The organism is Streptomyces sp. NPDC005863, from assembly GCF_042871345.1.
Taxonomy (GTDB): Bacteria; Actinomycetota; Actinomycetes; order Streptomycetales; family Streptomycetaceae; genus Streptomyces.
In genome coordinates, this window is sequence record NZ_JBIAII010000001.1 from 919,254 (window position 1) to 942,385 (window position 23,132).

Annotated in this window: 23 protein-coding genes and 1 pseudogene; 13 read left to right on the forward strand and 11 right to left on the reverse strand. The window is 72.1% G+C overall.

The features are described 5' to 3' along the window. Positions 1–15: 15 nt before the first annotated feature. On the reverse strand, positions 16–1,848 hold the full coding sequence (locus ACFYO9_RS03905; RefSeq protein WP_355803396.1) for a phosphoenolpyruvate carboxykinase (GTP): 1,833 nt from the start codon (positions 1,846–1,848) through the stop codon (positions 16–18). A 293-nt stretch (positions 1,849–2,141) separates the two neighbouring features. Here ACFYO9_RS03905 and ACFYO9_RS03910 point away from each other — a divergent pair, with 293 nt between their 5' ends. Beyond that, the gene (locus tag ACFYO9_RS03910; protein WP_358777569.1) at positions 2,142–2,858 is read left to right on the forward strand and encodes a hemolysin III family protein; all 717 of its coding nucleotides are present in this window, start codon (positions 2,142–2,144) and stop codon (positions 2,856–2,858) included. Between the two features lie 73 nt (positions 2,859–2,931). Here ACFYO9_RS03910 and ACFYO9_RS03915 read toward each other — a convergent pair. Continuing rightward, positions 2,932–3,125 (reverse strand): annotated as a pseudogene (locus tag ACFYO9_RS03915) (MFS transporter); the annotation flags it as partial. Here ACFYO9_RS03915 and ACFYO9_RS03920 point away from each other — a divergent pair. From ACFYO9_RS03920 to ACFYO9_RS03930, 3 genes are read left to right on the forward strand one after another with little or no spacing between them, the layout of a single operon-like run. Beyond that, the gene (locus ACFYO9_RS03920) at positions 3,125–4,288 is read left to right on the forward strand and encodes an MFS transporter (RefSeq protein WP_388665941.1); all 1,164 of its coding nucleotides are present in this window, start codon (positions 3,125–3,127) and stop codon (positions 4,286–4,288) included. The pseudogene ACFYO9_RS03915 and the gene ACFYO9_RS03920 sit on opposite strands and share 1 nt — an antisense overlap. Then, complete coding sequence (locus tag ACFYO9_RS03925; protein ID WP_358777570.1) at positions 4,285–4,953, forward strand: TetR family transcriptional regulator; 669 nt, start codon at positions 4,285–4,287, stop codon at positions 4,951–4,953. The genes ACFYO9_RS03920 and ACFYO9_RS03925 overlap by 4 nt, the downstream gene beginning before the upstream one ends. A 4-nt stretch (positions 4,954–4,957) precedes the next feature. Further along, a complete protein-coding gene (locus ACFYO9_RS03930) occupies positions 4,958–5,722 on the forward strand; it encodes a Mut7-C RNAse domain-containing protein (protein WP_358777571.1) in 765 nt (254 codons plus the stop codon). Here ACFYO9_RS03930 and ACFYO9_RS03935 read toward each other — a convergent pair. Continuing rightward, positions 5,683–6,138, reverse strand: coding sequence for a nuclear transport factor 2 family protein (locus ACFYO9_RS03935; RefSeq protein WP_358777572.1), 456 nt, complete (start codon positions 6,136–6,138; stop codon positions 5,683–5,685). The genes ACFYO9_RS03930 and ACFYO9_RS03935 overlap by 40 nt on opposite strands. A 122-nt stretch (positions 6,139–6,260) precedes the next feature. Next, positions 6,261–8,282 (reverse strand): thioredoxin domain-containing protein, encoded by a 2,022-nt coding sequence (locus ACFYO9_RS03940; protein WP_358777573.1) that lies wholly within the window; start codon positions 8,280–8,282, stop codon positions 6,261–6,263. Positions 8,283–8,395: 113 nt separating this feature from the next. On the opposite strand from ACFYO9_RS03940, the gene ACFYO9_RS03945 reads away from it, so the two are divergent. Beyond that, positions 8,396–11,647 (forward strand): tetratricopeptide repeat protein, encoded by a 3,252-nt coding sequence (locus tag ACFYO9_RS03945; RefSeq protein ID WP_358777574.1) that lies wholly within the window; start codon positions 8,396–8,398, stop codon positions 11,645–11,647. Between the two features lie 19 nt (positions 11,648–11,666). Here the strand turns inward: ACFYO9_RS03945 and ACFYO9_RS03950 are convergent, their stop codons facing one another. The 3 genes from ACFYO9_RS03950 to mca all read right to left on the reverse strand — a co-directional run bounded on the left by ACFYO9_RS03950 (position 11,667) and on the right by mca (position 13,158). Then, complete coding sequence (locus tag ACFYO9_RS03950) at positions 11,667–11,915, reverse strand: SCO4226 family nickel-binding protein (RefSeq protein ID WP_358777575.1); 249 nt, start codon at positions 11,913–11,915, stop codon at positions 11,667–11,669. 168 nt (positions 11,916–12,083) lie between these two features. Next, positions 12,084–12,278, reverse strand: coding sequence for a hypothetical protein (locus ACFYO9_RS03955; protein ID WP_388666014.1), 195 nt, complete (start codon positions 12,276–12,278; stop codon positions 12,084–12,086). Positions 12,279–12,297: 19 nt separating this feature from the next. Beyond that, positions 12,298–13,158, reverse strand: a complete 861-nt coding sequence (mca, locus tag ACFYO9_RS03960) for a mycothiol conjugate amidase Mca (RefSeq protein WP_355804189.1) — start codon at positions 13,156–13,158, stop codon at positions 12,298–12,300. A 136-nt stretch (positions 13,159–13,294) separates the two neighbouring features. Between mca and ACFYO9_RS03965 the strand changes: the two genes are divergently transcribed. Both ACFYO9_RS03965 and greA read left to right on the forward strand, forming a co-directional pair. After that, entirely contained in the window at positions 13,295–13,726 is a 432-nt protein-coding gene (locus ACFYO9_RS03965) for a DUF4307 domain-containing protein (RefSeq protein WP_358710198.1), read from the forward strand. A gap of 166 nt (positions 13,727–13,892) precedes the next feature. Next, positions 13,893–14,390 carry a transcription elongation factor GreA gene (greA, locus tag ACFYO9_RS03970; protein WP_355803424.1) on the forward strand — a complete coding sequence of 166 codons (498 nt, stop codon included), beginning with the start codon at positions 13,893–13,895 and terminating at the stop codon, positions 14,388–14,390. A 70-nt stretch (positions 14,391–14,460) separates the two neighbouring features. On the opposite strand, the gene ACFYO9_RS03975 is transcribed toward greA, so the two are convergent. The 3 genes from ACFYO9_RS03975 to ilvA all read right to left on the reverse strand — a co-directional run bounded on the left by ACFYO9_RS03975 (position 14,461) and on the right by ilvA (position 17,753). Next, positions 14,461–15,318 carry an ABC transporter permease gene (locus tag ACFYO9_RS03975; protein ID WP_355803426.1) on the reverse strand — a complete coding sequence of 286 codons (858 nt, stop codon included), beginning with the start codon at positions 15,316–15,318 and terminating at the stop codon, positions 14,461–14,463. After that, positions 15,315–16,325, reverse strand: coding sequence for an ATP-binding cassette domain-containing protein (locus ACFYO9_RS03980; protein ID WP_355803428.1), 1,011 nt, complete (start codon positions 16,323–16,325; stop codon positions 15,315–15,317). Before ACFYO9_RS03980 ends, ACFYO9_RS03975 begins: the two co-directional genes overlap by 4 nt. Positions 16,326–16,523: 198 nt before the next feature. Further along, a complete protein-coding gene (gene ilvA, locus ACFYO9_RS03985) occupies positions 16,524–17,753 on the reverse strand; it encodes a threonine ammonia-lyase (protein WP_358777576.1) in 1,230 nt (409 codons plus the stop codon). Positions 17,754–17,910: 157 nt separating this feature from the next. Here ilvA and ACFYO9_RS03990 point away from each other — a divergent pair, with 157 nt between their 5' ends. From ACFYO9_RS03990 to ACFYO9_RS04000, 3 genes are all read left to right on the forward strand, one after another. After that, positions 17,911–18,429 (forward strand): MarR family transcriptional regulator, encoded by a 519-nt coding sequence (locus tag ACFYO9_RS03990; RefSeq protein WP_355803431.1) that lies wholly within the window; start codon positions 17,911–17,913, stop codon positions 18,427–18,429. A 64-nt stretch (positions 18,430–18,493) separates the two neighbouring features. After that, on the forward strand, positions 18,494–18,976 hold the full coding sequence (locus tag ACFYO9_RS03995; protein WP_358777577.1) for a sigma factor-like helix-turn-helix DNA-binding protein: 483 nt from the start codon (positions 18,494–18,496) through the stop codon (positions 18,974–18,976). 36 nt (positions 18,977–19,012) lie between these two features. Continuing rightward, positions 19,013–19,264, forward strand: coding sequence for a hypothetical protein (locus tag ACFYO9_RS04000; RefSeq protein WP_358710192.1), 252 nt, complete (start codon positions 19,013–19,015; stop codon positions 19,262–19,264). A gap of 28 nt (positions 19,265–19,292) precedes the next feature. On the opposite strand, the gene ACFYO9_RS04005 is transcribed toward ACFYO9_RS04000, so the two are convergent. Then, positions 19,293–20,447 (reverse strand): cystathionine gamma-synthase, encoded by a 1,155-nt coding sequence (locus ACFYO9_RS04005; RefSeq protein ID WP_358777578.1) that lies wholly within the window; start codon positions 20,445–20,447, stop codon positions 19,293–19,295. Positions 20,448–20,548: 101 nt separating this feature from the next. Between ACFYO9_RS04005 and ACFYO9_RS04010 the strand changes: the two genes are divergently transcribed. From ACFYO9_RS04010 to ACFYO9_RS04020, 3 genes are all read left to right on the forward strand, one after another. Beyond that, positions 20,549–21,718, forward strand: coding sequence for a hypothetical protein (locus tag ACFYO9_RS04010; RefSeq protein WP_358710191.1), 1,170 nt, complete (start codon positions 20,549–20,551; stop codon positions 21,716–21,718). 154 nt (positions 21,719–21,872) lie between these two features. After that, positions 21,873–22,586 carry a peptide-methionine (S)-S-oxide reductase MsrA gene (msrA, locus tag ACFYO9_RS04015; protein ID WP_358777579.1) on the forward strand — a complete coding sequence of 238 codons (714 nt, stop codon included), beginning with the start codon at positions 21,873–21,875 and terminating at the stop codon, positions 22,584–22,586. 102 nt (positions 22,587–22,688) lie between these two features. Next, positions 22,689–23,105 (forward strand): hypothetical protein, encoded by a 417-nt coding sequence (locus ACFYO9_RS04020; protein WP_358777580.1) that lies wholly within the window; start codon positions 22,689–22,691, stop codon positions 23,103–23,105. Positions 23,106–23,132: the final 27 nt, after the last annotated feature.

The following is a 23,132-nucleotide window of genomic DNA, read 5'->3' on the forward strand; positions in this document are numbered from 1 at the left end:
GCGGAACGGCCGAGGTCAGCCCAGGCGCTGTACCAGCGCGCGGTACTCGTCCCACAGTTCCTTGGGCGCGTGGTCGCCGAAGGTGTTGAGGTGCTCGGGGACCAGGGAGGCCTCCTCGCGCCAGACCTCCTTGTCGACCGTGAGCAGGAACTCCAGGTCGTCCTTGGCCAGGTCGAGGCCCTCGGTGTCCAGGGAGTCGACCGTCGGCAGGATGCCGATGGGGGTCTCGACGCCGTCGGCCTTGCCGTCGAGGCGGTCCACGATCCACTTCAGGACGCGGGAGTTCTCACCGAAGCCGGGCCACACGAACTTGCCGTCCGCGTTCTTCCGGAACCAGTTCACGTAGTAGATCTTCGGGAGCTTGGACTGGTCCTTGTCGGCGCCGACCTTGACCCAGTGGGCCATGTAGTCGCCCATGTTGTAGCCGCAGAACGGCAGCATCGCGAACGGGTCGCGGCGCAGCTCGCCGACCTTGCCCTCGGCCGCCGCGGTCTTCTCGCTCGCCACGTTCGCGCCGAGGAAGACGCCGTGCTGCCAGTCGAAGGACTCGGTCACCAGCGGCACCGCGCTCGCGCGCCGGCCGCCGAAGAGGATCGCCGAGATCGGCACGCCCTTGGGGTCCTCCCACTCGGGCGCGATGATCGGGCACTGCGAGGCGGGCGTGGTGAAGCGGGCGTTGGGGTGGGCCGCAGGGACGCCGGACTCGGGGGTCCAGTCGTTGCCCTTCCAGTCGGTGAGGTGGGCCGGAGTCTCCTCCGTCATGCCCTCCCACCAGACGTCGTTGTCGTCGGTGAGCGCGACGTTGGTGAAGACCGAGTTGCCCCACAGGGTCTTCATGGCGTTGGCGTTGGTGTGCTCGCCGGTGCCGGGCGCGACGCCGAAGAAGCCGGCCTCGGGGTTGATCGCGTAGAGCCGACCGTCCTCGCCGAAGCGCATCCAGGCGATGTCGTCGCCGATGGTCTCCACGGTCCAGCCGCGGACCGTCGGCTCCAGCATCGCGAGGTTGGTCTTGCCGCAGGCGCTCGGGAAGGCGGCGGCGACGTACTTGCTCTCGCCCTTCGGGGGCGTGAGCTTCAGGATCAGCATGTGCTCGGCGAGCCAGCCCTCGTCGCGGGCCATGACGGAGGCGATGCGCAGGGCGTAGCACTTCTTGCCGAGCAGGGCGTTGCCGCCGTAGCCCGAGCCGTACGACCAGATCTCGCGGTCCTCGGGGAAGTGCGAGATGTACTTGGTGGAGTTGCAGGGCCACGGCACGTCGGCCTCGCCCGCTTCGAGCGGGGCGCCGAGCGTGTGGACGGCCTTCACGAAGAAGCCGTCCTCGCCGAGCTCGTCCAGGACGGCCCGGCCCATGCGGGTCATCGTGCGCATGGACACGGCGACGTACGCGGAGTCGGTGATCTCGACGCCGATCGCGGAGAGCGGGGAGCCGAGCGGGCCCATGCAGAAGGGCACGACGTACATGGTGCGGCCGCGCATCGAGCCGCGGAAGACGCCCTTCTCGCCGGCGAAGATCTCCCGCATCTCGGCGGGGTCCTTCCAGTGGTTGGTCGGGCCCGCGTCCTCCTCCTTCGCGGAGCAGATGAAGGTGCGGTCCTCGACGCGCGCGACGTCGGTGGGGTCGGAGGCCGCGTAGTACGAGTTGGGCCGCTTGATCGGGTCGAGCTTCTTGAACGTCCCCTTGGCGACGAGCTCCTCGCACAGGCGCTCGTACTCGGCCTCGGATCCGTCGCACCAGACCACCCGGTCCGGCTGCGTCAGTTCGGCGATCTCGTCGACCCAGGAGGCGAGCTCCCGGTGGTTGGTCGGGGCAGTGCCCAGGGACAGGGGAGCCGCGATGTCGCGCGCCACGATTGCTCCTAATCGAGGGGTTTTTGGGATGTATGCCCCGTGGGGGCTGCGACCCGGACGCTTCACGTGTACGAACTTTGGCGCTCATCCGGTGCCGACCGCACTCATTTGATCATCCGACGCGTTTGCCCATCTGTCCAGAGGGCTTCACACCTGAGCGGCGTGAGCATCGCCACTTGTACGGGTACGGGTACGACGGCCCCGGTCCGCCCGCTTGATCCACCACTCGCCGGCCCGGGTGCGCGTCCGCTCACTTGATGCGTGACTTACGGGCCCGTAGGTACGATGCCGGGATGACCGCCCCTGTCCCCGCAGCGAGCTCGCAGCCCGCGGACAACCCCTCGATCGTCCCGTCCCCGGACGAGATGCCGCTCCCCGTCAAACCGAAGATGCGCGGCTGGCTGCACGCCGGCATGTTCCCCGCGGTGGTGATCGCCGGACTGGTGCTCACCGCGCTCGCGGACACGCCGCGCGGCCGGCTCGCCTGCGGCATCTTCGCCCTGACCGCCTGTCTGCTGTTCGGCGTGAGCGCGCTGTACCACCGGGGCGACTGGGGCCCCAGAGCGGACCGCATCCTGCGCCGCCTGGACCACTCGAACATCTTCCTGATCATCGCGGGCACCTACACGCCGCTGACGATGCTGCTGCTTCCCGAGGCGAAGGGACAGTGGCTGCTCTGGGGCATCTGGGGCGCCGCCCTCGCGGGCATCGCCTTCCGCGTCTTCTGGGTCGGCGCGCCCCGCTGGCTCTACACCCCGTGCTACATCGCGATGGGCTGGGCCGCGGTCTTCTTCCTGCCGGACTTCATGCGCGCGGGCGGCGTCGCGGTGCTCGTCCTGGTCGTCGTCGGCGGGTTGCTCTACAGCGCGGGCGGCGTGATCTACGGCCTCAAGCGCCCCAACCCCTCCCCCCGCTTCTTCGGCTTCCACGAGGTCTTCCACTCGCTGACCCTGGCGGCCTTCGTCGCGCACTACGTGGGCATCTCCCTGGTGGCCTACCGCCACGGCTGACCCGCCGCTCCGTCTCCTCCGGTCTCCTTCCGTGGCCGCGGCTCTTTCAGCCGCGGCCACTTCTGCGTGCCTGTCCGGCCGGGAGCATCAGCGTGGCGAAGACCATGACGCAGGCGTCCGCCATCCATTGCTGCCCACCGGGGCCCGCGCCCAGTTGCCGGGCCGTCGTCGGCAGCGCGACGTCGAGGATCGAGAAGTCGAAACCGGGCACGAGCAGCTCGCGACCAGGGCGCCCAGCACCCACCAGTGACGGGGGTCCTGCCGCAGTGACGGGGGTCCTGCCGCTCGGCGACCGGTTCGGGCGGCGCAGGATGTTGATGGCCGGGCTCGGGATCTTCCTCGCGGGCTCGCTCGTCGGGGCCCTCGTCGTCGCGGCCCGCGCCCCCATGGGGCTGGGCGGCGCGTTCGTCATGCCGCTCGCCCTCGCCGTCGTCCCCGCGCTGTTCGGGCCGGGCGAGCGGACCAAGGCCGTCGGGCTCGTCTCGGCCGCCTCCGCGCTCGGCGCGCTGATCTACGGCATCATCGAGGCCCCCGTCCGCGGCTGGGGCGACCCCCTCGTGATCGCGATGCTCGCCGGCGCGGTCGTCCTCGTCGCCGCCCTCGTGCTGCGCGAGCGGCGCATGGTGCGTCCGATGCTCGACATGACGCTGCTGCGCGACCGCGCCTTCTTCCTCAACACGATGGCGTCGACCCTGGTGCTGTTCGTGCTCTCGGGCCTGCTCTTCGTGCTGCCGCAGTACCTCCAGGCCGTCCTCGGCAACGACGCCTTCGGCACCGGCGTGCGGATGCTGCCGATGATGGGCGGCCTCCTGGTGGCAGCGAAGGGCGCCGAACCCGTCGTACGGCGCTTCGGGCCGCGCGCGGTGATCAGCGGCGGACTCGTCGTGCTCGCCTTCGCCGCGATCCTCGGCAGCCGCACCGACGTCCACAGCGGCTACGGCCACACCGCGCTGTGGCTCTCGGTGGCCGGCCTCGGCTTCGGCTTCGCCGTCGTACCCGCCATGGACTCGGCGCTCGGCGCCCTGCCCGTGGAGCGCGCGGGCTCCGGCACGGGCCTGCTGATGACGGTACGACAGGTGGGCAGCGCCCTCGGGATCGCGCTGCTCGGCTCGCTCCTCGCCGGCGCCTACGCGGACCGGATCGACACGCGCGGGCTGCCCGGCCCGGCGGCCGACGCGGCCGGGGACTCCGTGGTCGCCGCCCACGGTGTCGCCGACCGGCTGGGCTCGCCGCGCCTGGCCGGCTCCGCGGACGCCGCGTACCTCCACGGCATGGACCTCGTGCTCCTGGTCAGCGGCGTCGCCGCCCTGGTGACGGAGCTGCTCGTGGCCGCCCTGCTGCCGCGGCGGGAGGAGGCGGCGCCCCCGCGCGACGACGCGCTCGCGGACCTGCCTGACCTGGGCAAGGCCCGTACCGATGACCGACAATGAGCCGCATGACGGCCGCACGTACCCCCGCTCCCACCGCCACGCCTCCCCTGGGACTGCGTGAGCGGAAGAAGCTCAAGACCCGCCTCGCCATCCGGGACGCCACGTACCGGCTGATCCGGGAGCAGGGGTACGAGGGGACGACCGTCGAGCAGATCGCGGAGGCCGCGGAGGTCTCCCCGTCCACGGTCTTCCGCTACTTCCCGACCAAGGAGGACATCGTCCTCACCGACGAGTACGACCCGCTCATGGAGAGCGAGTTGCGGGCGCGGCCGGCCGACGAACCGATCGTGGAGTCGCTGCGGCACGTGCTGCGGCGGGCCGTGGGCCTCGGCTTCGCGGAGGAGCCCGAGGTCTCGCGGCTGCGGACGAAGCTGATGATCGAGGTGCCCGCCGTGCGGGCGCGGATGCTGGAGAGCATGTCGGTCACCGGCCGCATCGTGTGCCGCGTCATCGCCGAGCGCACCGGCCGCGACCCCGACGGCCTGGAGGTGCGGGCCTTCTCCATGGCCCTGATCGGCGCGCTCACCGAGACCGCGGCGTACTGGGCGGAGCACGACCACCGAGACGACCTGCCCGCCCTCGTGGACCGGACCCTCGACATGCTGGCGGGCGGCTTCGCGGGCACGAAAATCTCCGGTGACACCGGCCCCGTCATGCCATCCTGACGGCATGAACGGTCCGCAGATCCTCGTCGAATTCGCCCCCGAACTGGGGATTTTCGTCCCGCACGAGCGCCGGGGCGGCCCCACCACCGCGGTGACGGACGGCGCGTCCACGCTCGGGCACGTCGTCGAGTCGCTGGGCGTCCCGCTCACCGAGGTCGGCGCGCTGGTGGTGGACGGCGGCGAGGTCCCCGCCGCCCACGTCCCCGCGGCGGGCGAGCACGTCACCGTCCGCGCGGTCCCGCGCCCGCAGCGGGTGCCGGGCGCCCCGCTCCGCTTCCTCCTCGACGTCCACCTCGGCACGCTCGCCCGCCGGCTGCGGCTGCTCGGCGTCGACGCGGCGTACGAGAGCACCGACATCGGCGACCCGGCCCTCGCCGCCCGCTCGGCCGCCGAACGGCGCGTCCTGCTCAGCCGCGACCGGGGCCTGCTGCGCCGCCGCGAGCTGTGGGCGGGCGCGTACGTCTACAGCGACCGCCCCGACGACCAACTCCGCGACGTCCTCGGCCGGTTCGCCCCCGAACTGCGCCCCTGGACCCGCTGCAGCGCCTGCAACGGCACGCTGCGCGCCGCCACGAAGGACGAGGTGGCGGACCTCTTGGAGGGCGGCACCCGCGGCACGTACGACGTGTTCGCGCAGTGCGGGTCCTGCGACCGCGTGTTCTGGCGGGGCGCCCACCACGACCGGCTTGAGGCGATCGTGGAGGGGGCGGTGGCGGAGTTCGGCGGCTCCTACGCCGCGGCGGCCGCACCCTCCGACGCGAACGCCTGAGCCACCGCCAAGCTGTCCTCATAGACGTGGTGGCGAGTGACGAGCCCGCCCTCGACCGTGAGATGCAGGGCGAATCGGGCCCGGTAGGCGCGTCCGGTGGCGCGGGCGGTCTGGCGGATCTCGCCGAGCACCACCGCGTGGGAACCGTCGACGAGGACGCACTCGATCTCGGTCGCCGCCTCCTGCGGCACGTGGTGCTCGGTGAGCTCGCGGTAGTGCGCGGCAGCGTCGGCCCTGGTGGTCCGGTGCCGGATCCACGGTGTGGCCGCTCGGCCGTGCTCGGACTCCGGCCAGTCGAGCTTCCAGTCGCCCCGCTCGGCGTACAGCTCGGCGATGCGCTCGGGGTCGCCCTCGCCGATCCGCCGCAGCAGTTCCTCGACGACGGTACGGGTGTGCTCAGGTGCGGCGGCGGACATGGCTGGCCTCTCGGTCCCGGCCCGCGTCCGGGCGGCGCGGGCAGAACCGCAGTCTCTCCGGCGCGGGCCGGCCGGGGCGATTACCTCGCGGGTAATCGCCCGGCACCCCCTTCCGCGCCTGCCTAGGAAAGCAATCCCGCGAGCACCGCCGGGTCCGTGGTGGGCGCGTCGCAGACGAAGTTGCGGCAGACATACGCCGCCGGGCGCCCCTCGACCAGCGGCCGGTCGGCGAGGAGCGGGAGTTCTTCGCCGCCCTCCGGGCCCGCCGCGACCACCGCGCCCGGTGCCGTGCCCAGGAGCGCCGTGCGGTGCAGGTCGCCCAGGACCTCGCCGACCACCGCGACCTCGCGGGGGCCGTCGAGCGCCGCCTCCGCGACGGCGAGGCCGTGGCCGATGAAGCGCGGCACGCGCGGGCCGAGCGCCTTGACGATGCCGAGCGCCCGCTCCGCCGCGGTGCGGTGCGGGGCGGCGCCCGTCTGGGCGGCGTACGACAGGAGCGCGCCCGCGGCCGCCGTCCAGCCGGAGGGCGCCGCGTTGTCCGTGGGGTCCTGCGGGCGGCGGATGAGCCGCTCCGCGTCGGTCGCCGTGTCGTACAACGCGCCGCTCTCCGCGTCCACGAACTGCGCCAGGACGTGGTCGAGGAGGAAGCCCGCGAACTCCAGCCACACGCCCTCGCCGGTCACCGAGGCGAGCGCGAGGAAGCCCTCGGCGACGTCGGCGTAGTCCTCCAGGACCCCCGCGTTGGCGCCGGCCCGGCCGTCCTTGGAGGTGCGGGCGAGCCGCGCGCGCTCGTCCATGTGGAGCCGTACGAGGAGGTCGCCCGCGCCGACCGCGGCCGCGATCAGGTCCGGCCGGTCGAAGTACGCGCCGACCTCGGCGAGCGCGGCGACCGCGAGGCCGTTCCACGCGGCGACCACCTTGTCGTCCCGCCCCGGCGCGGGCCGCTCCGCGCGCGCCGCGAGGAGCCGCTCGCGGATCGCCGAGAGCCGTGCGGCGTCCGCCGTGGGGCCCTCCGACCCCGGCAGCCGCAGCACGGAGGCACCCTTCTCGAAGGTGCCCTCCTCCGTCACGCCGAAGCAGTCCATCGCGAGCTCCGCGTCGTCCTCGCCGAGGACCTCCCGCAACTGCTGCGGCGTCCACACGTAGTACGCGCCCTCGACGTGCTCGCCGGTCGCCGGGTCCTCGCTGTCCGCGTCGAGCGCGGAGGCGAACCCGCCCTCGTTCGTGCGCAGTTCACGGACCATGAAGTCCGCGGTCTCCAGGGCGACGCGCCGGGCGAGGTCCGATCCGGTGGCCCGCCACAGGTGGGCGTAAGCGCGGCACAGCAGCGCGTTGTCGTAGAGCATCTTCTCGAAGTGCGGCACGGTCCACTCGCGGTCCACGGAGTAGCGCGCGAAGCCGCCGCCGAGCTGGTCGTAGATGCCGCCGCGGGCCATCCGCTCGCAGGTGTCGGCGGCCATCTGCAGGGCGCCCTCGGCGCCGGTGCGGGCGTAGTGCCGCAGCAGGAACTCGACCGCCATGGACGGCGGGAACTTGGGCGCGCCGCCGAAGCCGCCGTGCGCCGCGTCGTAGTCGCGGGTCAGACCGAGCAGCGCCTGCGCCAGCTCGTCCTCGCCGGGCCGCTCGTCGGTGTTGTGGGTGAGCTGCCGCTCCCCGAGGTCACGCACGATCTTGCCCGCGACCTCGGCGACCTCGCCGCGCCGGTCCGTCCACGCCCGGTGCACGCCGTCCAGGACCTGAGCGAAGGAGGGCATGCCGTGGCGGGGCTCCGGCGGGAAGTACGTGCCGAAGTAGAACGGCTCGGCGTCGGCGGTGAGGAAGACGGTCATGGGCCACCCGCCCTGCCCCGTCGCGGCCTGCACGGCCTCCATGTAGACGGCGTCGACGTCGGGCCGCTCCTCGCGGTCGACCTTGATGTTCACGAACTTCTCGTTCATGAGCGCGGCCGTCGCGGCGTCCTCGAAGGACTCGTGGGCCATGACGTGGCACCAGTGACAGCTGCTGTATCCGACGCTGAGCAGCACCGGCACACCCCGCTCACGCGCCGCGTCGAAGGCCTCGGCCGACCAGGGCCACCAGTCGACGGGGTTGTCGGCGTGCTGCAGGAGGTAGGGGGACGTCTCATGGGCCAGTCGGTTCGCCATACCCCCATCCTCGCGCACACCACCCCCCGATCCACGGACGCCCTCGCGCCCGCGCCCCGTCCGCAGGACACTTGGCACCGCAGGGGAACCGTTGATCTCGGAGGGGGAGCCATATGCGGGACAGCCATCGGGCCGAGGCCGAGGGGCTGTTGGTGCGGGCCGTCGAGGAGGAGGTGCGGCGTTCGGGTGGGCGCGTCGACGGGGGCGTACTGCTCTCGCGGGCGCGCGGCGCGCTGGACGCCATGGCGCAGACGGCGGCCGAGGAGTACGCGACGTACACGGGGGCGCTGGACGCGGCGCAGGCGGGGCAGCTCACCTTCGGGCAGCGCTTCGCCCGCGAGGGGGCCGGAACTCCCTTACTGGTGGCGGCGGTTGCCGCGCTCGCGGCCGGCGTGTCCGATCTGTCGTTCGGCACCAGCGCGGGCACCGCACTCGGCACCGGCGTGGTCGTCGCGGTGGCGGGCGCCGCGGCGACCGTCCTGAAGGTGACGGCCTCGCACGTCCCGGCCGCCAGCCGGCGCGCGGGCGAGCTGAGCCGACCGGGCGGCGCCGAGCAGCTGCGGCTGCAGTGGCTGACGGCCCTTGAGGTGCGCGGCATCCGGCCCTTTCTCGACCAGCAGCGCGTCCTCGCCGCCTCCACCGGCACACGGTCGGCGAGCAAGTCCGCGCCCCAGTTGCGCGGCACGGACAAGAGCGCGGCCGCGCGCCGGCGCAACGTACTGCAGCAGTCCTTCACCCAACTCCCGGAGACCGCCGCGCCGTTCGTCGGCCGGCGGGCGGAGCTCGGCCGGATCGCGCAGTGGGTGCACGCGGCGCGCGCCAGCACCGACACCCGGCCCACCGTCGTCGTGCTGCACGGCGTGCCGGGCTCGGGCCGCACCTCGCTCGCGGTGCGGGCCGCGCACGATCTGCGGGACCAGTTCCGCGGCGCGTGCGTCGTGGATCTGCGCGGCGCCGCCCCCGAGGACACCCCGCTGTCCACCCGGGACGCCCTGCTGCATCTGCTGAACCGACTGGGCGCCCCGCGCGAGCAGCTGCTGTTCCGGGAGCGTTCCTCGCCCGAGCAGCAGGTCAAGCGGCTCAGCGAGCTCTACCACCAGTATCTGACCGGCCTGCCGGTCACCATCGTGCTCGACGACGCCGGCGACATCGAGCAGATCCGCACGCTGATCCCGGAGCGCTCCGACAGTCTCGTCCTGGTCACCGCCCGCGAGCCCCTCGAACTCCCCGACGACCTGCCCGCCTGGGTCCACCTGCTGCCGGTCGAGGCGCTGGACGAGGCCGCCGCGGAGCAGCTGCTGCGGGAGGCCGCTGAGGACCTCTCCGGGCCCTACGACGCCGAATCCGGCGACGCCGTACGGGAGTTGTGCGGCGGGCTGCCGCTGGCGCTGCGCGCCGCGGGCTCCGCGCTCGGGCCGCGCACACCGCGCACGCTCGCCGCCGACCTCGCGGCCTACGGGCCCGCAGAGAAGGTCGGCCACGTCGAGCGGGTCCTGTGGCTGCGCTACAGCGACCAGTCGGAGCCGGCCCGGCGGCTGCTGCGCCGCCTCGCGCTCGCCGGGCGCGCCTCGCTCGGCACGTCCGCCGCCGCGGCGCTGCTCGGCACGGACGAACAGGAGGCGGCCCGGCAGCTCACCGCGCTGTCCCGCGCGGGCCTGGTCGACCGGCCGAGGCCCCGCGGGCACACGGACGCCGCGTCGCCCTCGGCCAGCCGCTACCGTCTGCACGATCTCGTACGGTCCTTCGCCCGCGCCCGGCTCCTCGACGAGGAGGAACCCGCCGAGCGGACGGCCGCGCAGGAGCGCCTCATCGCCAGCTACGGCGAGCTCGCCGACACGGTGATCCGGCTGGTCGACGGCAAGACGTCCACGCGGGCCGATCAGTTCGGGCAGCACGGCTTCACCTCCCTCGACGCGGCGCTGCGCTGGCTGGACGACGAGTCGACGTTCATCACGGCGGCGCTGCGGCACGCGGAGGGCGTCGACCAGCGGGCGGTCCTCAACCTCCTGGGCGCCCTGTGCGACTACTGCCTGCTGCGCGGCGACCTCTACCGCCTCGGTGAGATCAACGAACTCACCCAGGCCATCGACCAGGGGCTGCTCGGCCGCAGCGTCCAGTGGCGCACCGGCATCGCGGCCCGCCAGCTCGGCGAGCTCGACCAGTCCCGTACGACGCTGAACTCCGTCGTCGACCTGTACTTCGAGGCCCACCAGGACGCGGCCGCCGCCCGCGCGCTCGGCTCCCTCGGCATCACCCTGCACCACCAGGGCAACCTGACGGAGGCCGCGGCCCGGCTCACCGAGGCGCTGGAGCTGCAGACCGCCGAGGAGCTGGCCGGCGACCGCGCGTGGACGCTGCACGCGCTCGCGGCCGTCGAGCGGGACCGCGCCCACCTGGCGCACGCCCTGGACATGCTGCGCACCGCGCTCGCCCTGCACCGCGACAGCGGTTCGGTGCACGGCGAGGCCTGGACGCACTTCCAGCTCGGCCAGCTCTGCCTGCGGATGGGCGACGTACCGCGCGCGGAGCAGGAACTGCGGGACGCCCTCGACCTGTACGGCCGTACCCACGACGCGCGCGGCGAGGCCTGGGCCCTCACCCAGCTGGCGCGGGCCAGGCTCGTGGACGGCGACCCGTCCCCCGCGGTGGACGGCCTGCGCCAGGCGGTGTCCCGGCACCGCGACAACGACGATGCGCGCGGCGAGGCGTGGTCCCTGTACTACCTCGGTCAGGCCCTGGAGGAGACCGGCGACCTCGACGACGCGGTGCGCGACCTGGAGCGGGCCCGCACGATGTTCTCCCGGATGCGGGACGTGTACGGCCTGGCGTGCGCCCGGCACCACTCGGCGCGCGTCACCCGCGACCAGCGCGCCGCGCAGACCGGCTCGCTGCGCAACTCCGGTTTCGCCCGCCAGCTCCTGGTGGACGCCCGCGCCGACTTCCAGCGCATCGGTGTCGCGCACGGCGAGGCCTGGACCTGTCTGGAGCTCGCGGTCGTGGACGCGGGCAACACGCGGGCCCAGCAGGCGCTGGCCCTGTGCGACGAGGCCATCGGGCTCTTCGACTCCTACGGGGACCGGCGCGGCGGCGACTGGGCGCGCTTTTTGCGCTGCACCCTGCTGCCGTACGGGTCGCCGGGCGGCTGGGAGATCGGCACGGCGGTCGCCCAGGAGGAACTCAGCCAGCTCGCCCGCGCCGACCACCCGACGCGCGACGGCAAGCTCACGGACTACGTCGAGGCGTACGGCCTGCTCCTGGAGCGCGGCGCCGACCTGGAGACGGGCTGGCAGGCCTGGCGCCTGGGCATGGTGCCGAACCGGCACGCGCGGGAGGTGATGGGCGTGGACGTGCCGCAGCCGAGCTGATCCCGCGGCACGGCCCCGCTCAGACGCTCAGGGGCACCTCGTGCACCTCGTCGGCGCGGTGCCCGGCGCGTTCGTGGACGCGCTGGACCGCGTCGGCCGACGGGGCCTCGGAGAGGCAGTAGATCGTGCCCGACTCCGGGTCGGCCCAGGCCTTCTCGAAGTGCACGCCCTCGTCCTTCTCGATGGCGAGGTCCGCCTGGTGGGCCTGCTTGAGCTGCTCGGCGGTGATCCCCGCCATCCCGTGGTGGACGTCCATGTACCGGGACATGGCGTCGCACCCCCTTCCGACTCGCCTCGTCCGGAGTTCCGGATCCGCCGGCCCGTGCCGGCACCGGCTCCGCTGTCTCCATCGTGCGCTCGCGGGGCGGCGGGAGCGACCGGGGAGGACGGTGGAAGGGGGGATCGACCGGGGGCGGCAGGCAGGAGGGGGCGGTGGCTACTTCTCCTGGGAGACGGGCTCCTTCTCCGAGGTCTCGGGCTCCTTGAAGTCGACCTTCCGCATGTGCTTGTTCATCGACTTCATCAGGCCCCAGACGGCCAGGGCCATCACCGCGAAGACGATGAAGCCGAGCACGCCGGGAGTCACCTTGTCGTCGTCGACCTCCTTGGCGAGAGGGACGAGATGCGTCATTGCCAGATGTGCGTTCACGCTAGGCATTGTCGCGGATGCCCGCAAAGAGGTCGTCCTCGGGGAGGGAAGTATCGACGAGCGACTTCGCGAGCTCGTACTCCTCCGTGGGCCAGACCTCCTTCTGGATCTCCATCGGGACGCGGAACCAGCCGCCGTCGGGGTCGATCTGCGTGGCGTGCGCGATCAGGGCCTTGTCGCGGATCTCGAAGAAGTCGGCGCACGGCACATGCGTGGTCAGGGTGCGCTCGACCCGCCCGAACTCGTCCCAGCGCTTGAGCCAGTCCCCGTACGGCGACTCCAGGCCGCGGTCGATCATGGCGTGGTGCAGCGCCTCGGTGCGCGGCCGGTTGAAGCCCTGGTTGTAGTAGAGCTTCTGCGGCTGGAAGACCGGGCCGAACTCCGACTCGGGGTACTTCTCGGCGTCCGCCGCGCCGTCGAAGGCCACCATCGAGATCTTGTGGGTCATGATGTGGTCGGGGTGCGGGTACCCGCCGTTCTCGTCGTACGTCGTGATGACCTGCGGACGGAACGAGCGGATCTGCCGGACCAGCTCACCGGCCGCCTTGTCGACGTCCTGCAGGGCGAAGCAGCCCTCGGGGAGCGGCGGCAGCGGGTCGCCCTCGGGCAGGCCGGAGTCGACGAAGCCGAGCCAGTCCTGCTTGACGCCCAGGATCTCGCGCGCCTCGTCCATCTCCTTCCTGCGCACCTCGTGGATGTTCTCCTGGATGTAGGCGTCGCCCTGGAGCTTGGGGTTGAGGATGTCGCCGCGCTCGCCGCCCGTGCAGGTCACGACGTGCACGTCCACCCCCTCGGACACGTACTTGGCCATGGTGGCCGCGCCCTTGCTCGACTCGTCGTCGGGGTGGGCGTGCACGGCCATCAGTCGCAGCTGCTCAGTCAAGACTCGATCCTCAAGGTATTGGGCGCCCTCGTGATTCCGGCGCATCAGGCGGCTTCTATAGTGACGGAACCGGGGGGCGGAAAATTCCGGCATCCCCTGTTTCTGGAGGACGATCATGGCGGCGGTGGGCTCGAAGCTCCCCGAGGGGCGTCCCGGGGACGTCCCCGAGGGCCGGTACGGCCGCTCGCGCACGGCCGACGAGGCCGCCGACCGCAAGCTGAAGATCATCGGCGCGGTGCTCGGCGTGCTCCTGCTGGGTGTCGTCGGCTGGTTCGGCTACGACTACATCGCCGGTACGAAGATCAGCGGCGAGGTCATCAAGTACGACGTCGTCTCGGACCACGCCGTCAAGGCCCACCTGGAAGTACGCAAGGACGCCGGCACGCGCGGCTACTGCACCCTGCGCTCGCAGGCCGAGTCCGGCGACGAGGTCGGCCGCGCGGACTTCCACTTCGACCGGCACACGGACCGTATCGACCAGGTCATCACGCTGCGCACGAAGGCCAAGGCCACCAACATCGAGCTGCTCGGCTGCCACTCCGACTGACGTCGCCGGGCTTTACCGCGCCCACCTGCGGCGACGTAAACGTGGCGGCTTATGTCCTCCCCCTTGGGCGCCTGAATTGTTAGGCTCGTGGTTTCGCCCACCCGTGAAGGAACATCCTTCTGGGTAGGGCGATGCTTTGTATTCCCAGTACCTACGAGGAGCACCTGTGACCCAGACCAGCGAGAACGTCACCTGGCTGACCCAGGAGGCGTACAACCAGCTCAAGAGCGAGCTGGAGTACCTGTCTGGTCCCGCGCGCACCGAGATCGCGGCGAAGATCGCGGCAGCGCGTGAGGAGGGCGACCTGCGCGAGAACGGCGGGTACCACGCGGCCAAGGAGGAGCAGGGCAAGCAGGAGCTCCGAGTCCGCCAGCTGACCCAGCTCCTGGAGACCGCGCGGGTCGGCGAGGCGCCGGCCGACGACGGTGTGGTCGAGCCGGGCATGGTCGTCACCATCGCCTTCGACGGCGACGAGGACGACACCCTCACCTTCCTGCTCGCCTCCCGTGAGTACGCGAGCGGCGACATCGAGACGTACTCGCCGCAGTCCCCGCTGGGCTCGGGCGTGCACGGCAAGAAGATCGGTGAGAACGCGCAGTACGAGCTGCCGAACGGCAAGCTGGCCTCCGTCAAGATCCTTGAGGCCAAGCCCTACAAGGCCTGACGCTCTCTTCGAGCTCCGTCGACGACCGGGCCCCCGGCACCCTGCGTGCCGGGGGCCCGGTCGTTCCCGCTCAGGCGGTCGCCGAGCGGTACTTGCGGACCGCCAGCGTGCGGAAGACGACGAGGATCAGCACCGACCACAGGACGGACGCGATGACCGGGTGCTGCATCGGCCAGGCGTCGGGGGTCCGGAAGCCGGGCGGCAGATTGCCGAACAGTTCGCGGCAGGCCTGCACGGTGGTGCTGAACGGGTTCCACTCGGCGATGTGCCGGAAGAACGTGGGCAGGTTGCTGGAGTCCACGAAGGCGTTCGAGATGAACGTCAGCGGGAAGAGCCAGATCAGCCCGCCGGAGGTCGCCGCCTCCGGAGTGCGCACGGAGAGGCCGATGAGGGCGCCGATCCAGGAGAACGCGTACCCGAGCAGGAGCAGCAGGCCGAAGCCGGCGAGGACCTTGGCGAAGTTCTCGTGCGCGCGCCAGCCGATGAGCAGGGCGACCAGGGCGAGCACGACCAGGGTCAGCGCGGTCTGCGCGAGGTCGGCGATGGTGCGGCCGGTGAGCACCGCGCCACGCGCCATGGGCAGTGACCGGAAGCGGTCGATGAGGCCCTTGTGCATGTCGTCGGCGATGCCCGCGCCGGCGCCCGCCGTGGCGAACGTGACGGTCTGGGCGAAGATGCCGGCCATGAGGAACTCGCGGTAGTCCTGGGAGGACAGCGAGCCGCCGACCTGGATGGATCCGCCGAAGACGTACGTGAACAGGACCACGAACATGATCGGCTGGAGCAGCCCGAAGATGACCATCTCCGGGATCCGGCTCATGCGGATGAGGTTCCGCCTGGCCATGACCAGGGAGTCCCTGACGGACTGGCCGATGCCGCCGGCGGGCCGGGGCCCCGCCGTGCGCACGGCGTCGCTGACGGTGCTCACTTGTCGGCCTCCTTCTTGCGCTCGGACGTGGCTGCGGCGCCGTCGCCGTTGCCGTTCTCGTCCGCCTCCGCGGCGACGTGGCCGGTGAGGGAGATGAAGACGTCGTCGAGGGTGGGGCGGCGCAGGCCGATGTCGTCGATCTCGATGCCGCGGGCGTCCAGCTCGCGGATGACCTCGGCGAGGAGCTTGGCGCCACCGGTGACGGGGACGGTCAGCTTGCGGGTGTGCTCGGCGACGGCGACCTCGCCCTTGCCGAAGCCGCGCAGCACCTCGACGGCGGCGCTGATGTGGCCGCCGTCGTGCACCACGACCTCCACGCGCTCGCCGCCGGTCTGCGCCTTGAGCTGGTCGGAGGTGCCGCGGGCGATGACGCGGCCGTGGTCGACGACGCAGATGTCGTGCGCCAGGTGGTCGGCCTCTTCGAGGTACTGGGTGGTCAGGAGCAGCGTCGTGCCGCCCGCGACGAGTTCCTGGATGACTTCCCACAGCTGCTGGCGGTTGCGCGGGTCGAGGCCGGTGGTCGGCTCGTCCATGAACATCACGGGCGGCGAGACGACGAGTGCGGCGGCGAGGTCGAGCCGGCGGCGCATGCCTCCGGAGTACGTCTTGGAGGGGCGGTCGGCGGCGTCGGCGAGGTGGAACCTTTCGAGCAGCTCGGAGGCCCTGACCTTGGCCTCCTTGGCCCGCATCTGGTAGAGCCGGCCGACCATCTGCAGATTCTCACGGCCCGTCAGATACTCGTCGACGGCGGCGAACTGGCCGGAGAGGCCGATCGAACGCCGGACCTCGTCGGGGTTCTTCAGGACGTCGATGCCCGCGACGACCGCCTTGCCGCTGTCCGGCGTCAGCAGGGTCGTCAGACAGCGGACCGCGGTGGTCTTCCCGGCGCCGTTCGGCCCGAGGAGGCCGAGCACGGTTCCTTCCGGGACATCCAGATCGACGCCGTCCAGAGCCCGCACGTCCCCGAAGGTCTTGACCAGACCTTCGGCGTAGATGGCGCCTGGCATGTGGGTTCTCCCCTGGTATGGGTGACTTCCTACGGATGAGCTTAGATTTGCCGGACCGCACACGCCCGGCGACCGATGACGTGGAACACATCATAACGCGATACATCGCGTTGGCTCAGGTATTTTTCCGAAGAGGTCACGCCGTCCCGCGGGGCCGTCGGCCGGCTCAGGCGATGACCCTGTAGTGCTCAGGAGTGCTCAGTCGATGACCGTGTAGCCCGCCGACTCCAGGGCCGCGCCCACCTCGCTGCAGTGCGCCGGGCCCTTCATCTCCAGGTGGAGTTCGACCTCGACCTCCGTGAGGCCGAGCCGGGGGTCCGTGCGGACGTGGCTCACGTCCAGGACGTTGGCGTCCATCTCGGAGAGGATGGCCAGGAGCGTGGCCAGGGCGCCGGGGCGGTCCGTCAGGCGCAGGCGCAGCGACAGGTAGCGGCCCGCGGCCGACATGCCGTGCCGCAGGATCCGCTGCATCAGGAGCGGGTCCACGTTGCCGCCGGACAGCAGCGCCACCACCGGCCCCTCGAACCCCTCGGGGTCGCTCAGGAGCGCGGCGACCGGGCTGGCCCCGGCCGGCTCCACCACCATCTTGGCGCGCTCCAGGCACAGCAGCAGTGCGCTGGAGAGCGCGTCCTCGGAGACCGTGACCACGTCGTCGACCAACTCCTCGACCAGCTGGAACGGCACGTCGCCGGGGCGGCCGACCTTGATGCCGTCGGCCATCGTCACCGGGTTGCCGATCGCCACCGGGTGCCCGGCCGCCAGCGAGGGCGGGTACGACGCGGCGCCCGCCGCCTGCACGCCGACCACCCGTACGTCCGGGCGCAGCGCCTTGACCGCGACCGCGATGCCCGCGGCGAGGCCGCCGCCCCCGACGCCCACCACGATGGTGCGCACCTCCGGGCACTGCTCCAGGATCTCCAGGCCCACCGTGCCCTGCCCCGCGATGATGTCCGGGTGGTCGAAGGGGTGGATGAAGACGGCGCCCGTGCCACGCGCGTACTCCTGCGCGGCGGCCAGCGTCTCGTCGACCACCTGGCCGTGCAGCCGCACCTCGGCGCCGTACTCCCGGGTCGCCGCGACCTTGGGCAGCGGCGCCCCCGCGGGCATGAAGACCGTGGAGCGCACGCCGAGCAGCGAGGAGGCCAGGGCCACGCCCTGCGCGTGGTTGCCCGCGCTGGCGGCGACGACCCCGGCGGCCCGTTCCTCGGGGAGCAGGCCCGCGATCCGCACGTACGCGCCGCGCAGCTTGAAGGAACCGGTCCGCTGGAGGTTCTCGCACTTCAGGTGCACCGGGGCGCCGACAAGCCCGGACAGGTGCCTGCTGCCCTCCAGCGCCGTCGTACGGGCCACTCCGGAGAGCATCTTCTGCGCGCCGCGGACGTCGTCGAGCGTCACCGTCGGCAAGGAGTCAGGCGTGCGATAACTCATGCCGGCAAGTCTTGCAGCCGTCGCCTGAGTCCTCCTCGGGTGACCAAGGGACGAGACCGTTCTCCTCGTAGGTTTGCGCAGCGCAGGTACGGCATGCCCCGCGGCCGCGTACCCTGTCCCCCAACCCATCGCCCTCGCATGAAGTGAGCCCCCGGCCATGCCCACAACTCCGGACATGACGACCGCCGGCGACCCCGGCCTCCTGGACAGCCTCCAGCACCAGGTGGCCGTCTTCGCCCGCCGAGCCGAGCAGACCCGCCTCGGCGGCGTAGGCCAGGTCCGCAACTCGATGGACCGCGCCGCGTACCTGCTGCTCAACCGTCTCGACAAGGAAGGCCCCATGGGCGTCAAGGCGCTCGCCGCGAGCATGGGCATCGACTCCTCGACGGTCACCCGGCAGGTCGCCCCGCTGGTCGACACCGGGCTCGTCAAGCGCACCTCGCACCCCGAGGACGGCAGGGCCGTGGTGCTCCAGCTGTCCCCGCGCGGCCAGGCCAGGCTCGACGAGGTGCGCTCCTCGCGCCGCGAACTCATGGCCGAGCTGACGCACGACTGGGACGCGGAGGAGCGCGAGAGCTTCTGCGCGCTCCTCACGCGCTTCAACTCCGCCCTCTCGGCACGACAGACGTCCCACGCGGCACCGGCGGGAGAGGTTCCGGCCACTCCGGAGTCTTGACCCCGGCCCCGCATCTGGCATCGGATGAGACCGGGATCCCCCTTCCTTCCGGCCGGGAGGCGTGGTGCGAGAACGGCAGGCGCTCCAGAGCGCCCGCCGTGCCCGGGAGTTCGAGGCGTTCGTCGCGGGCGCGGCAGGGCGGCTGCTGCATGCCGCCACGCTGCTCACCGCGGAGCTCCCCGACGACAACCCGCGCGCGCGTGCCCTGCTGACCGCGGCCCTCGCGCACACGTACGCGACGTGGGACCGGCTGCGCGGCGAGGACCCCTACGACCGCACCCGCCAGCAGGTCGCCGTCCGCTTCGCCCGGGACGCCTGGCGCCGCCACCGCGGCCACGGCGGGGTCCTGGACCGGCTCAGCCCCCAGGAGCGGCTGATTCTCGTCCTGCGGATGTACGAGGGCGTGGCCGAGGAGCAGACGGCGGCGCTCCTCGGGCTGCCCGCCGACCGGGTCGCGGCGATCTGCGCCCGCGCGACGGCGACGGCCCTGCATCCGCCGCGCGGCCCGGCCCCGGCCCGCACGCTGACCGGGACGGTGCCTTCATGAACCCGGGGGTGGCCTCATGAGCCGGACGGTGCCTTCATGAGCCGGCACGAGCGCAAGGAGGCGGCGATCCGGCGCCTCCTGGAGAGTGCGCCGGCCCCGGTGCCGCCCGAGCTCTGCGGCGACGCGGTGCGCCGCGGCAGCCGCATGCTGCGGCGCCGTACGGCGGTGCGGCGGCTGTTCTGGGTGCTGCTGTTCGCCGCCGCGGTGGCGTTCGTCGTGTGGGCGTCCCTCGCCCGGCCGTGGGTGGAGCCGCCGTCGAACACGACTCCACCCCTGACCCGCTGGTGACGGCGGGCCCCCGAGGGACGCACAGGTCCTAGCCGAGCGCCTGCTGCAGGTCGGCCAGCAGGTCGTCCGCCGACTCGATGCCCACGGAGAGGCGCACCAGGTCCGCGGGGACCTCCAGGGCGGAGCCCACGACCGAGGCGTGCGTCATGCGGCCCGGGTGCTCGATCAGCGACTCGACGCCGCCGAGGGACTCGCCCAGCGTGAACAGCTCGGCGCGGTTGCAGACCTCGACGGCCGCCTCCTCGCCGCCGTCGACACGGAAGGAGACCATCCCGCCGAACGCCTTCATCTGCTTGGCGGCGACCTCGTGACCGGGGTGCTCCGGAAGGCCCGGGTAGAGGACCTGCGACACGCGCGGGTGGCGGGTCAGCATCTCGGTGACCTTCGTGGCGTTCTCGCTGTGCCGGTCCATGCGCACCGCGAGGGTCTTGATGCCGCGCAGCACCAGCCAGGCGTCGAACGGGCCCGCGACGGCACCCATCGCGTTCTGGTGGTACGCCAGCTCCTCGCCGAGGGCCGCGTCGTTGACGACGAGCGCGCCGCCGACGACGTCCGAGTGGCCGCCCATGTACTTCGTCATGGAGTGCACGACGACGTCCGCACCGAGCGCCAGCGGCTGCTGCAGGTAGGGGCTCGCGAAGGTGTTGTCGACGACGAGGCGCACGCCGGCCTCGCGGGCGATCTGCGCGACGGCGGCGATGTCGGTGATGCCGAGCAGCGGGTTGGAGGGGGTCTCCACCCAGATCGCCTTCGTACGGTCGGTCAGCGCGCCCCGCACGGCCTCCGGGTCGGAGGTGTCGGCCACCGACCACTCCACGCCCCACCGCGAGACGACCTTGGCGAAGAGCCGGAAGGTGCCGCCGTAGGCGTCGTTGGGGATGACGACGTGGTCGCCGGGCGAGAGCAGCGCGCGGAGCAGGCAGTCCTCGGCCGCCAGTCCGGACGCGAAGGCGAGTCCGCGGCTGCCGCCCTCCAGGGCGGCCAGGTTCTCTTCGAGGGCGGTCCTCGTCGGGTTGGCGCTGCGGCTGTACTCGTAGCCGCCGCGCAGGCCCCCGACGCCGTCCTGCTTGTAGGTCGAGACCTGGTAGATGGGCGGGACCACGGCACCGGTGAGGGGGTCGGCGGTGTTGCCCGCGTGGATCGCCACGGTCTCGAAGCTCTGCGTGCTGTGCGTGTCACTCATGCGGCCTGAGCGTAGTGCGCGCGCGGACCCTCGTGCCGGGTCGGTCCGGGTACGTCCCGCCAGGTTCGCCAATTGTCGGACCCGTCTGGTTCGCTTGTGCCATGGAGATTCTCTGGGTCCTGTTCGCGGTGATCATGATCGGTGCGGTCCTCGGGCCCGTACTGCTGCGCAGGCGCGGCGGGATCCGGCAGGTCGCCCCCGGCTCGCCGGACGCCGCGGACCCGGAGAACTACGGCTTCCTGCGCCAGGAGGAGCTGGACATCCGGATGCCGGGACCGGACGCGGACCTCCTGGAGGTCCTCGACCTGGTGCAGCGCACCCAGGAGTGGAAGGCGGCCTCACAGCTCCTCGCGGGCACGGAGACGCACGGCGAGCGGCGCTGGCAGCGCGTGCAGGCCTTCGCGGGCGCGGCCTCCCTGGAACTGCAGCACCGGCCGGGCCGACAGGAGGGGCAGCGCGCAGCGCTTCAGCCAGGGGCGGTGGCCGGGCGACGGGCGGGAGACAGCCCCGGCGGGCAGTGGCTGCGGGTGTGGCGCGCCGAGGCGCCCAAGGACGCGGGCGGCGCGGCGGTGCACGCGGAGTTCCTGGTCCAGCAGGCGTGGCGCACGGCGGTCCAGGGGACGGACGAGTTCCGGATCATCCTGGAGGAGGCCAGGGAGGCGTGCGCGCAGGCGGCGCTGCTCTCCCCCGGCGACCCGGTCCCGTACGTCGTCGAGCTCTCCATCGCGCGCGGCCTCGCCTATCCCCGCGAGGAGTTCGAGCAGCTCTGGCTGAAGATCCTGGACCGCGCGCCCGCGCACATGGGCGCGCACCTGGCGGCGCTGCACTACTGGTGCGAGAAGTGGCACGGCTCGCGCGACCTCGCGTACAACTTCGCCGAGGCGGCCGCGGCCCGCGCGCCCCGGGGCTCGCTGCTCGCCGCGCTCCCCCTCTTCGCGGTCTACGAACACCTGCCCGAGGTCAACCTGGTCCGCGGCTTCTACCAGAGCGAGATCGTCACCAAGGCGGTCGAGGGCGCCCTCTTCGCGGTGCACTCCGCGCGCGCGGACGACCCGATGCTGGCGCACGTCCGCCATCTCCTCGTCTTCTTCCTGGTGCACTGCGAGCGCTGGGGCGAGGCCATGAGCCAGCTGGTGCACGTGGACGGCCACGTCGGGGCGCTGCCCTGGACCCTCACCGGCGACCCCGCCGGGGGGTACGCGGTCTACCGCGCGCTGGCCGTCGCCGGGTACGAGGCGAACGGCGGCAGCCCGGCGACGCTGCCGCACTGACCGGTCACGCTGCCGCACCGACGGCCGCGCCACGGACGCCCGCGCGCGGACCGCCCGCCGCCGCGCCGCCGGAATGCGACGCGGTGCCGCCGTGTTGACGTCGTAGACCCCTGCCGCACGTCGTAGACCCCTGCCACGCACGAGGAGAGACCCCATGATCTTCGGCCGCACGCCCGAGCTCCCCACCCCCGAGCAGGCCCTGAAGGGCCGGGCGACCCCGGAATTCGAGGTCCCCTCGCGCCACACGGTCCTCGGCAACCCGCTGCTCGGCCCCTACCCCGAGGGCCTGGAGGTCGCCGACTTCGGCCTGGGCTGCTTCTGGGGCGCCGAGCGCAAGTTCTGGCAGACGGAGGGCGTCTGGACGACGTACGTCGGCTACCAGGGCGGCTACACCGAGAACCCCTCCTACGAAGAGGTGTGCTCCGGTCTGACCGGTCACGCGGAGGTGGTGCGCGTCGTCTTCGACCCGGCCACCGTCCCGTACGCCTCGCTCCTGAAGCTCTTCTGGGAGTCCCACAACCCCACGCAGGGCTTCCGCCAGGGCAACGACGTCGGCACGCAGTACCGCTCGGCGATCTACACCCACTCCCCCGCCCAGGCGGAGGTGGCGGCCGCGTCCCTGCAGGCGTACCAGCAGGTCCTGACGGCGGCGGGCCACGGCACGATCACGACGACGGTCCTGCCCGCCGAGAACCGCCCCTTCTGGCCGGCCGAGCCGTACCACCAGCAGTATCTTTCGGACAGCAAAAACCCGGACGGCTACTGCGGCATCGGCGGGACCGGCCTTGAGCTGGAGAGCCCGTCGGAGACGAACTGGGGTCGGGCTTGCCCGACGGGGATCGCTCCGGCGCCCAAGCCCACGAGGTAGCAACAGCGGGCAAGCCCCACCTGCCAGCCGTCGGAAGGTCACTTTCAGTCAACGTTGGCCTCGACGGCATGACCACGCTTCCTAGTCGCCACGATGTTGTTCATGGCGACTTCGGGGGCGAGTAAGAAGCACTTCGGCGGACTGGGTCAATGGTGGGGCGTGCTGGCTGGCGCCCTACTGATCGCGGCGTGGGTCAACTCTGCCGCCGGCCCGGCCGTGGTGGTCATCCTGTCTGCGGTCATGCTCCTGTGGTGCTTCTTTCAAGCGCCTGTGACGTGCGGCGCAGCGGTCCGAGGGCGCGTAGACGGGTGCCGCAACAATGCCTCGGGCCTGCTGTTGGGGTGTCACATCCGCCAACACCGTTGGCAGAAGCTGAAGATGTTGATTGTCCGTCGGCAGGTGCGCGCGTTCTGCTCGGGGTTGTTCTCTGACGGCAAGGCAGCGATCGTCACGCTGGCTGGGGCAGGCAGCTTCGTTTCAGGTCTGGTCGCGTTGGTACCTGGTGTCGTCATCCAGTGAAGACACCAGTGACCGCGAGGGGCGGCT

Coding starts and splice junctions, on each gene's coding strand:
- mca (WP_355804189.1), bottom strand. CDS start 13,158: ATGGCCGTGCACGCCCACCCCGACGACGAGTCGAGCAAGGGCGCGGCC.
- ACFYO9_RS04000 (WP_358710192.1), top strand. CDS start 19,013: ATGAGCCGGCACGAGCGCAAGGAGGCGGCGATCCGGCGCCTCCTGGAG.
- ACFYO9_RS03940 (WP_358777573.1), bottom strand. CDS start 8,282: ATGGCGAACCGACTGGCCCATGAGACGTCCCCCTACCTCCTGCAGCAC.
- ACFYO9_RS03955 (WP_388666014.1), bottom strand. CDS start 12,278: ATGACGCATCTCGTCCCTCTCGCCAAGGAGGTCGACGACGACAAGGTG.
- ACFYO9_RS03990 (WP_355803431.1), top strand. CDS start 17,911: ATGCCCACAACTCCGGACATGACGACCGCCGGCGACCCCGGCCTCCTG.
- ACFYO9_RS03945 (WP_358777574.1), top strand. CDS start 8,396: ATGCGGGACAGCCATCGGGCCGAGGCCGAGGGGCTGTTGGTGCGGGCC.
- ilvA (WP_358777576.1), bottom strand. CDS start 17,753: ATGAGTTATCGCACGCCTGACTCCTTGCCGACGGTGACGCTCGACGAC.
- ACFYO9_RS03950 (WP_358777575.1), bottom strand. CDS start 11,915: ATGTCCCGGTACATGGACGTCCACCACGGGATGGCGGGGATCACCGCC.
- ACFYO9_RS03935 (WP_358777572.1), bottom strand. CDS start 6,138: ATGTCCGCCGCCGCACCTGAGCACACCCGTACCGTCGTCGAGGAACTG.
- ACFYO9_RS04020 (WP_358777580.1), top strand. CDS start 22,689: ATGGCGACTTCGGGGGCGAGTAAGAAGCACTTCGGCGGACTGGGTCAA.
- ACFYO9_RS03925 (WP_358777570.1), top strand. CDS start 4,285: ATGAGCCGCATGACGGCCGCACGTACCCCCGCTCCCACCGCCACGCCT.
- ACFYO9_RS03980 (WP_355803428.1), bottom strand. CDS start 16,325: ATGCCAGGCGCCATCTACGCCGAAGGTCTGGTCAAGACCTTCGGGGAC.
- ACFYO9_RS03930 (WP_358777571.1), top strand. CDS start 4,958: ATGAACGGTCCGCAGATCCTCGTCGAATTCGCCCCCGAACTGGGGATT.
- ACFYO9_RS04010 (WP_358710191.1), top strand. CDS start 20,549: ATGGAGATTCTCTGGGTCCTGTTCGCGGTGATCATGATCGGTGCGGTC.
- ACFYO9_RS03910 (WP_358777569.1), top strand. CDS start 2,142: ATGACCGCCCCTGTCCCCGCAGCGAGCTCGCAGCCCGCGGACAACCCC.
- ACFYO9_RS03965 (WP_358710198.1), top strand. CDS start 13,295: ATGGCGGCGGTGGGCTCGAAGCTCCCCGAGGGGCGTCCCGGGGACGTC.
- ACFYO9_RS04005 (WP_358777578.1), bottom strand. CDS start 20,447: ATGAGTGACACGCACAGCACGCAGAGCTTCGAGACCGTGGCGATCCAC.
- msrA (WP_358777579.1), top strand. CDS start 21,873: ATGATCTTCGGCCGCACGCCCGAGCTCCCCACCCCCGAGCAGGCCCTG.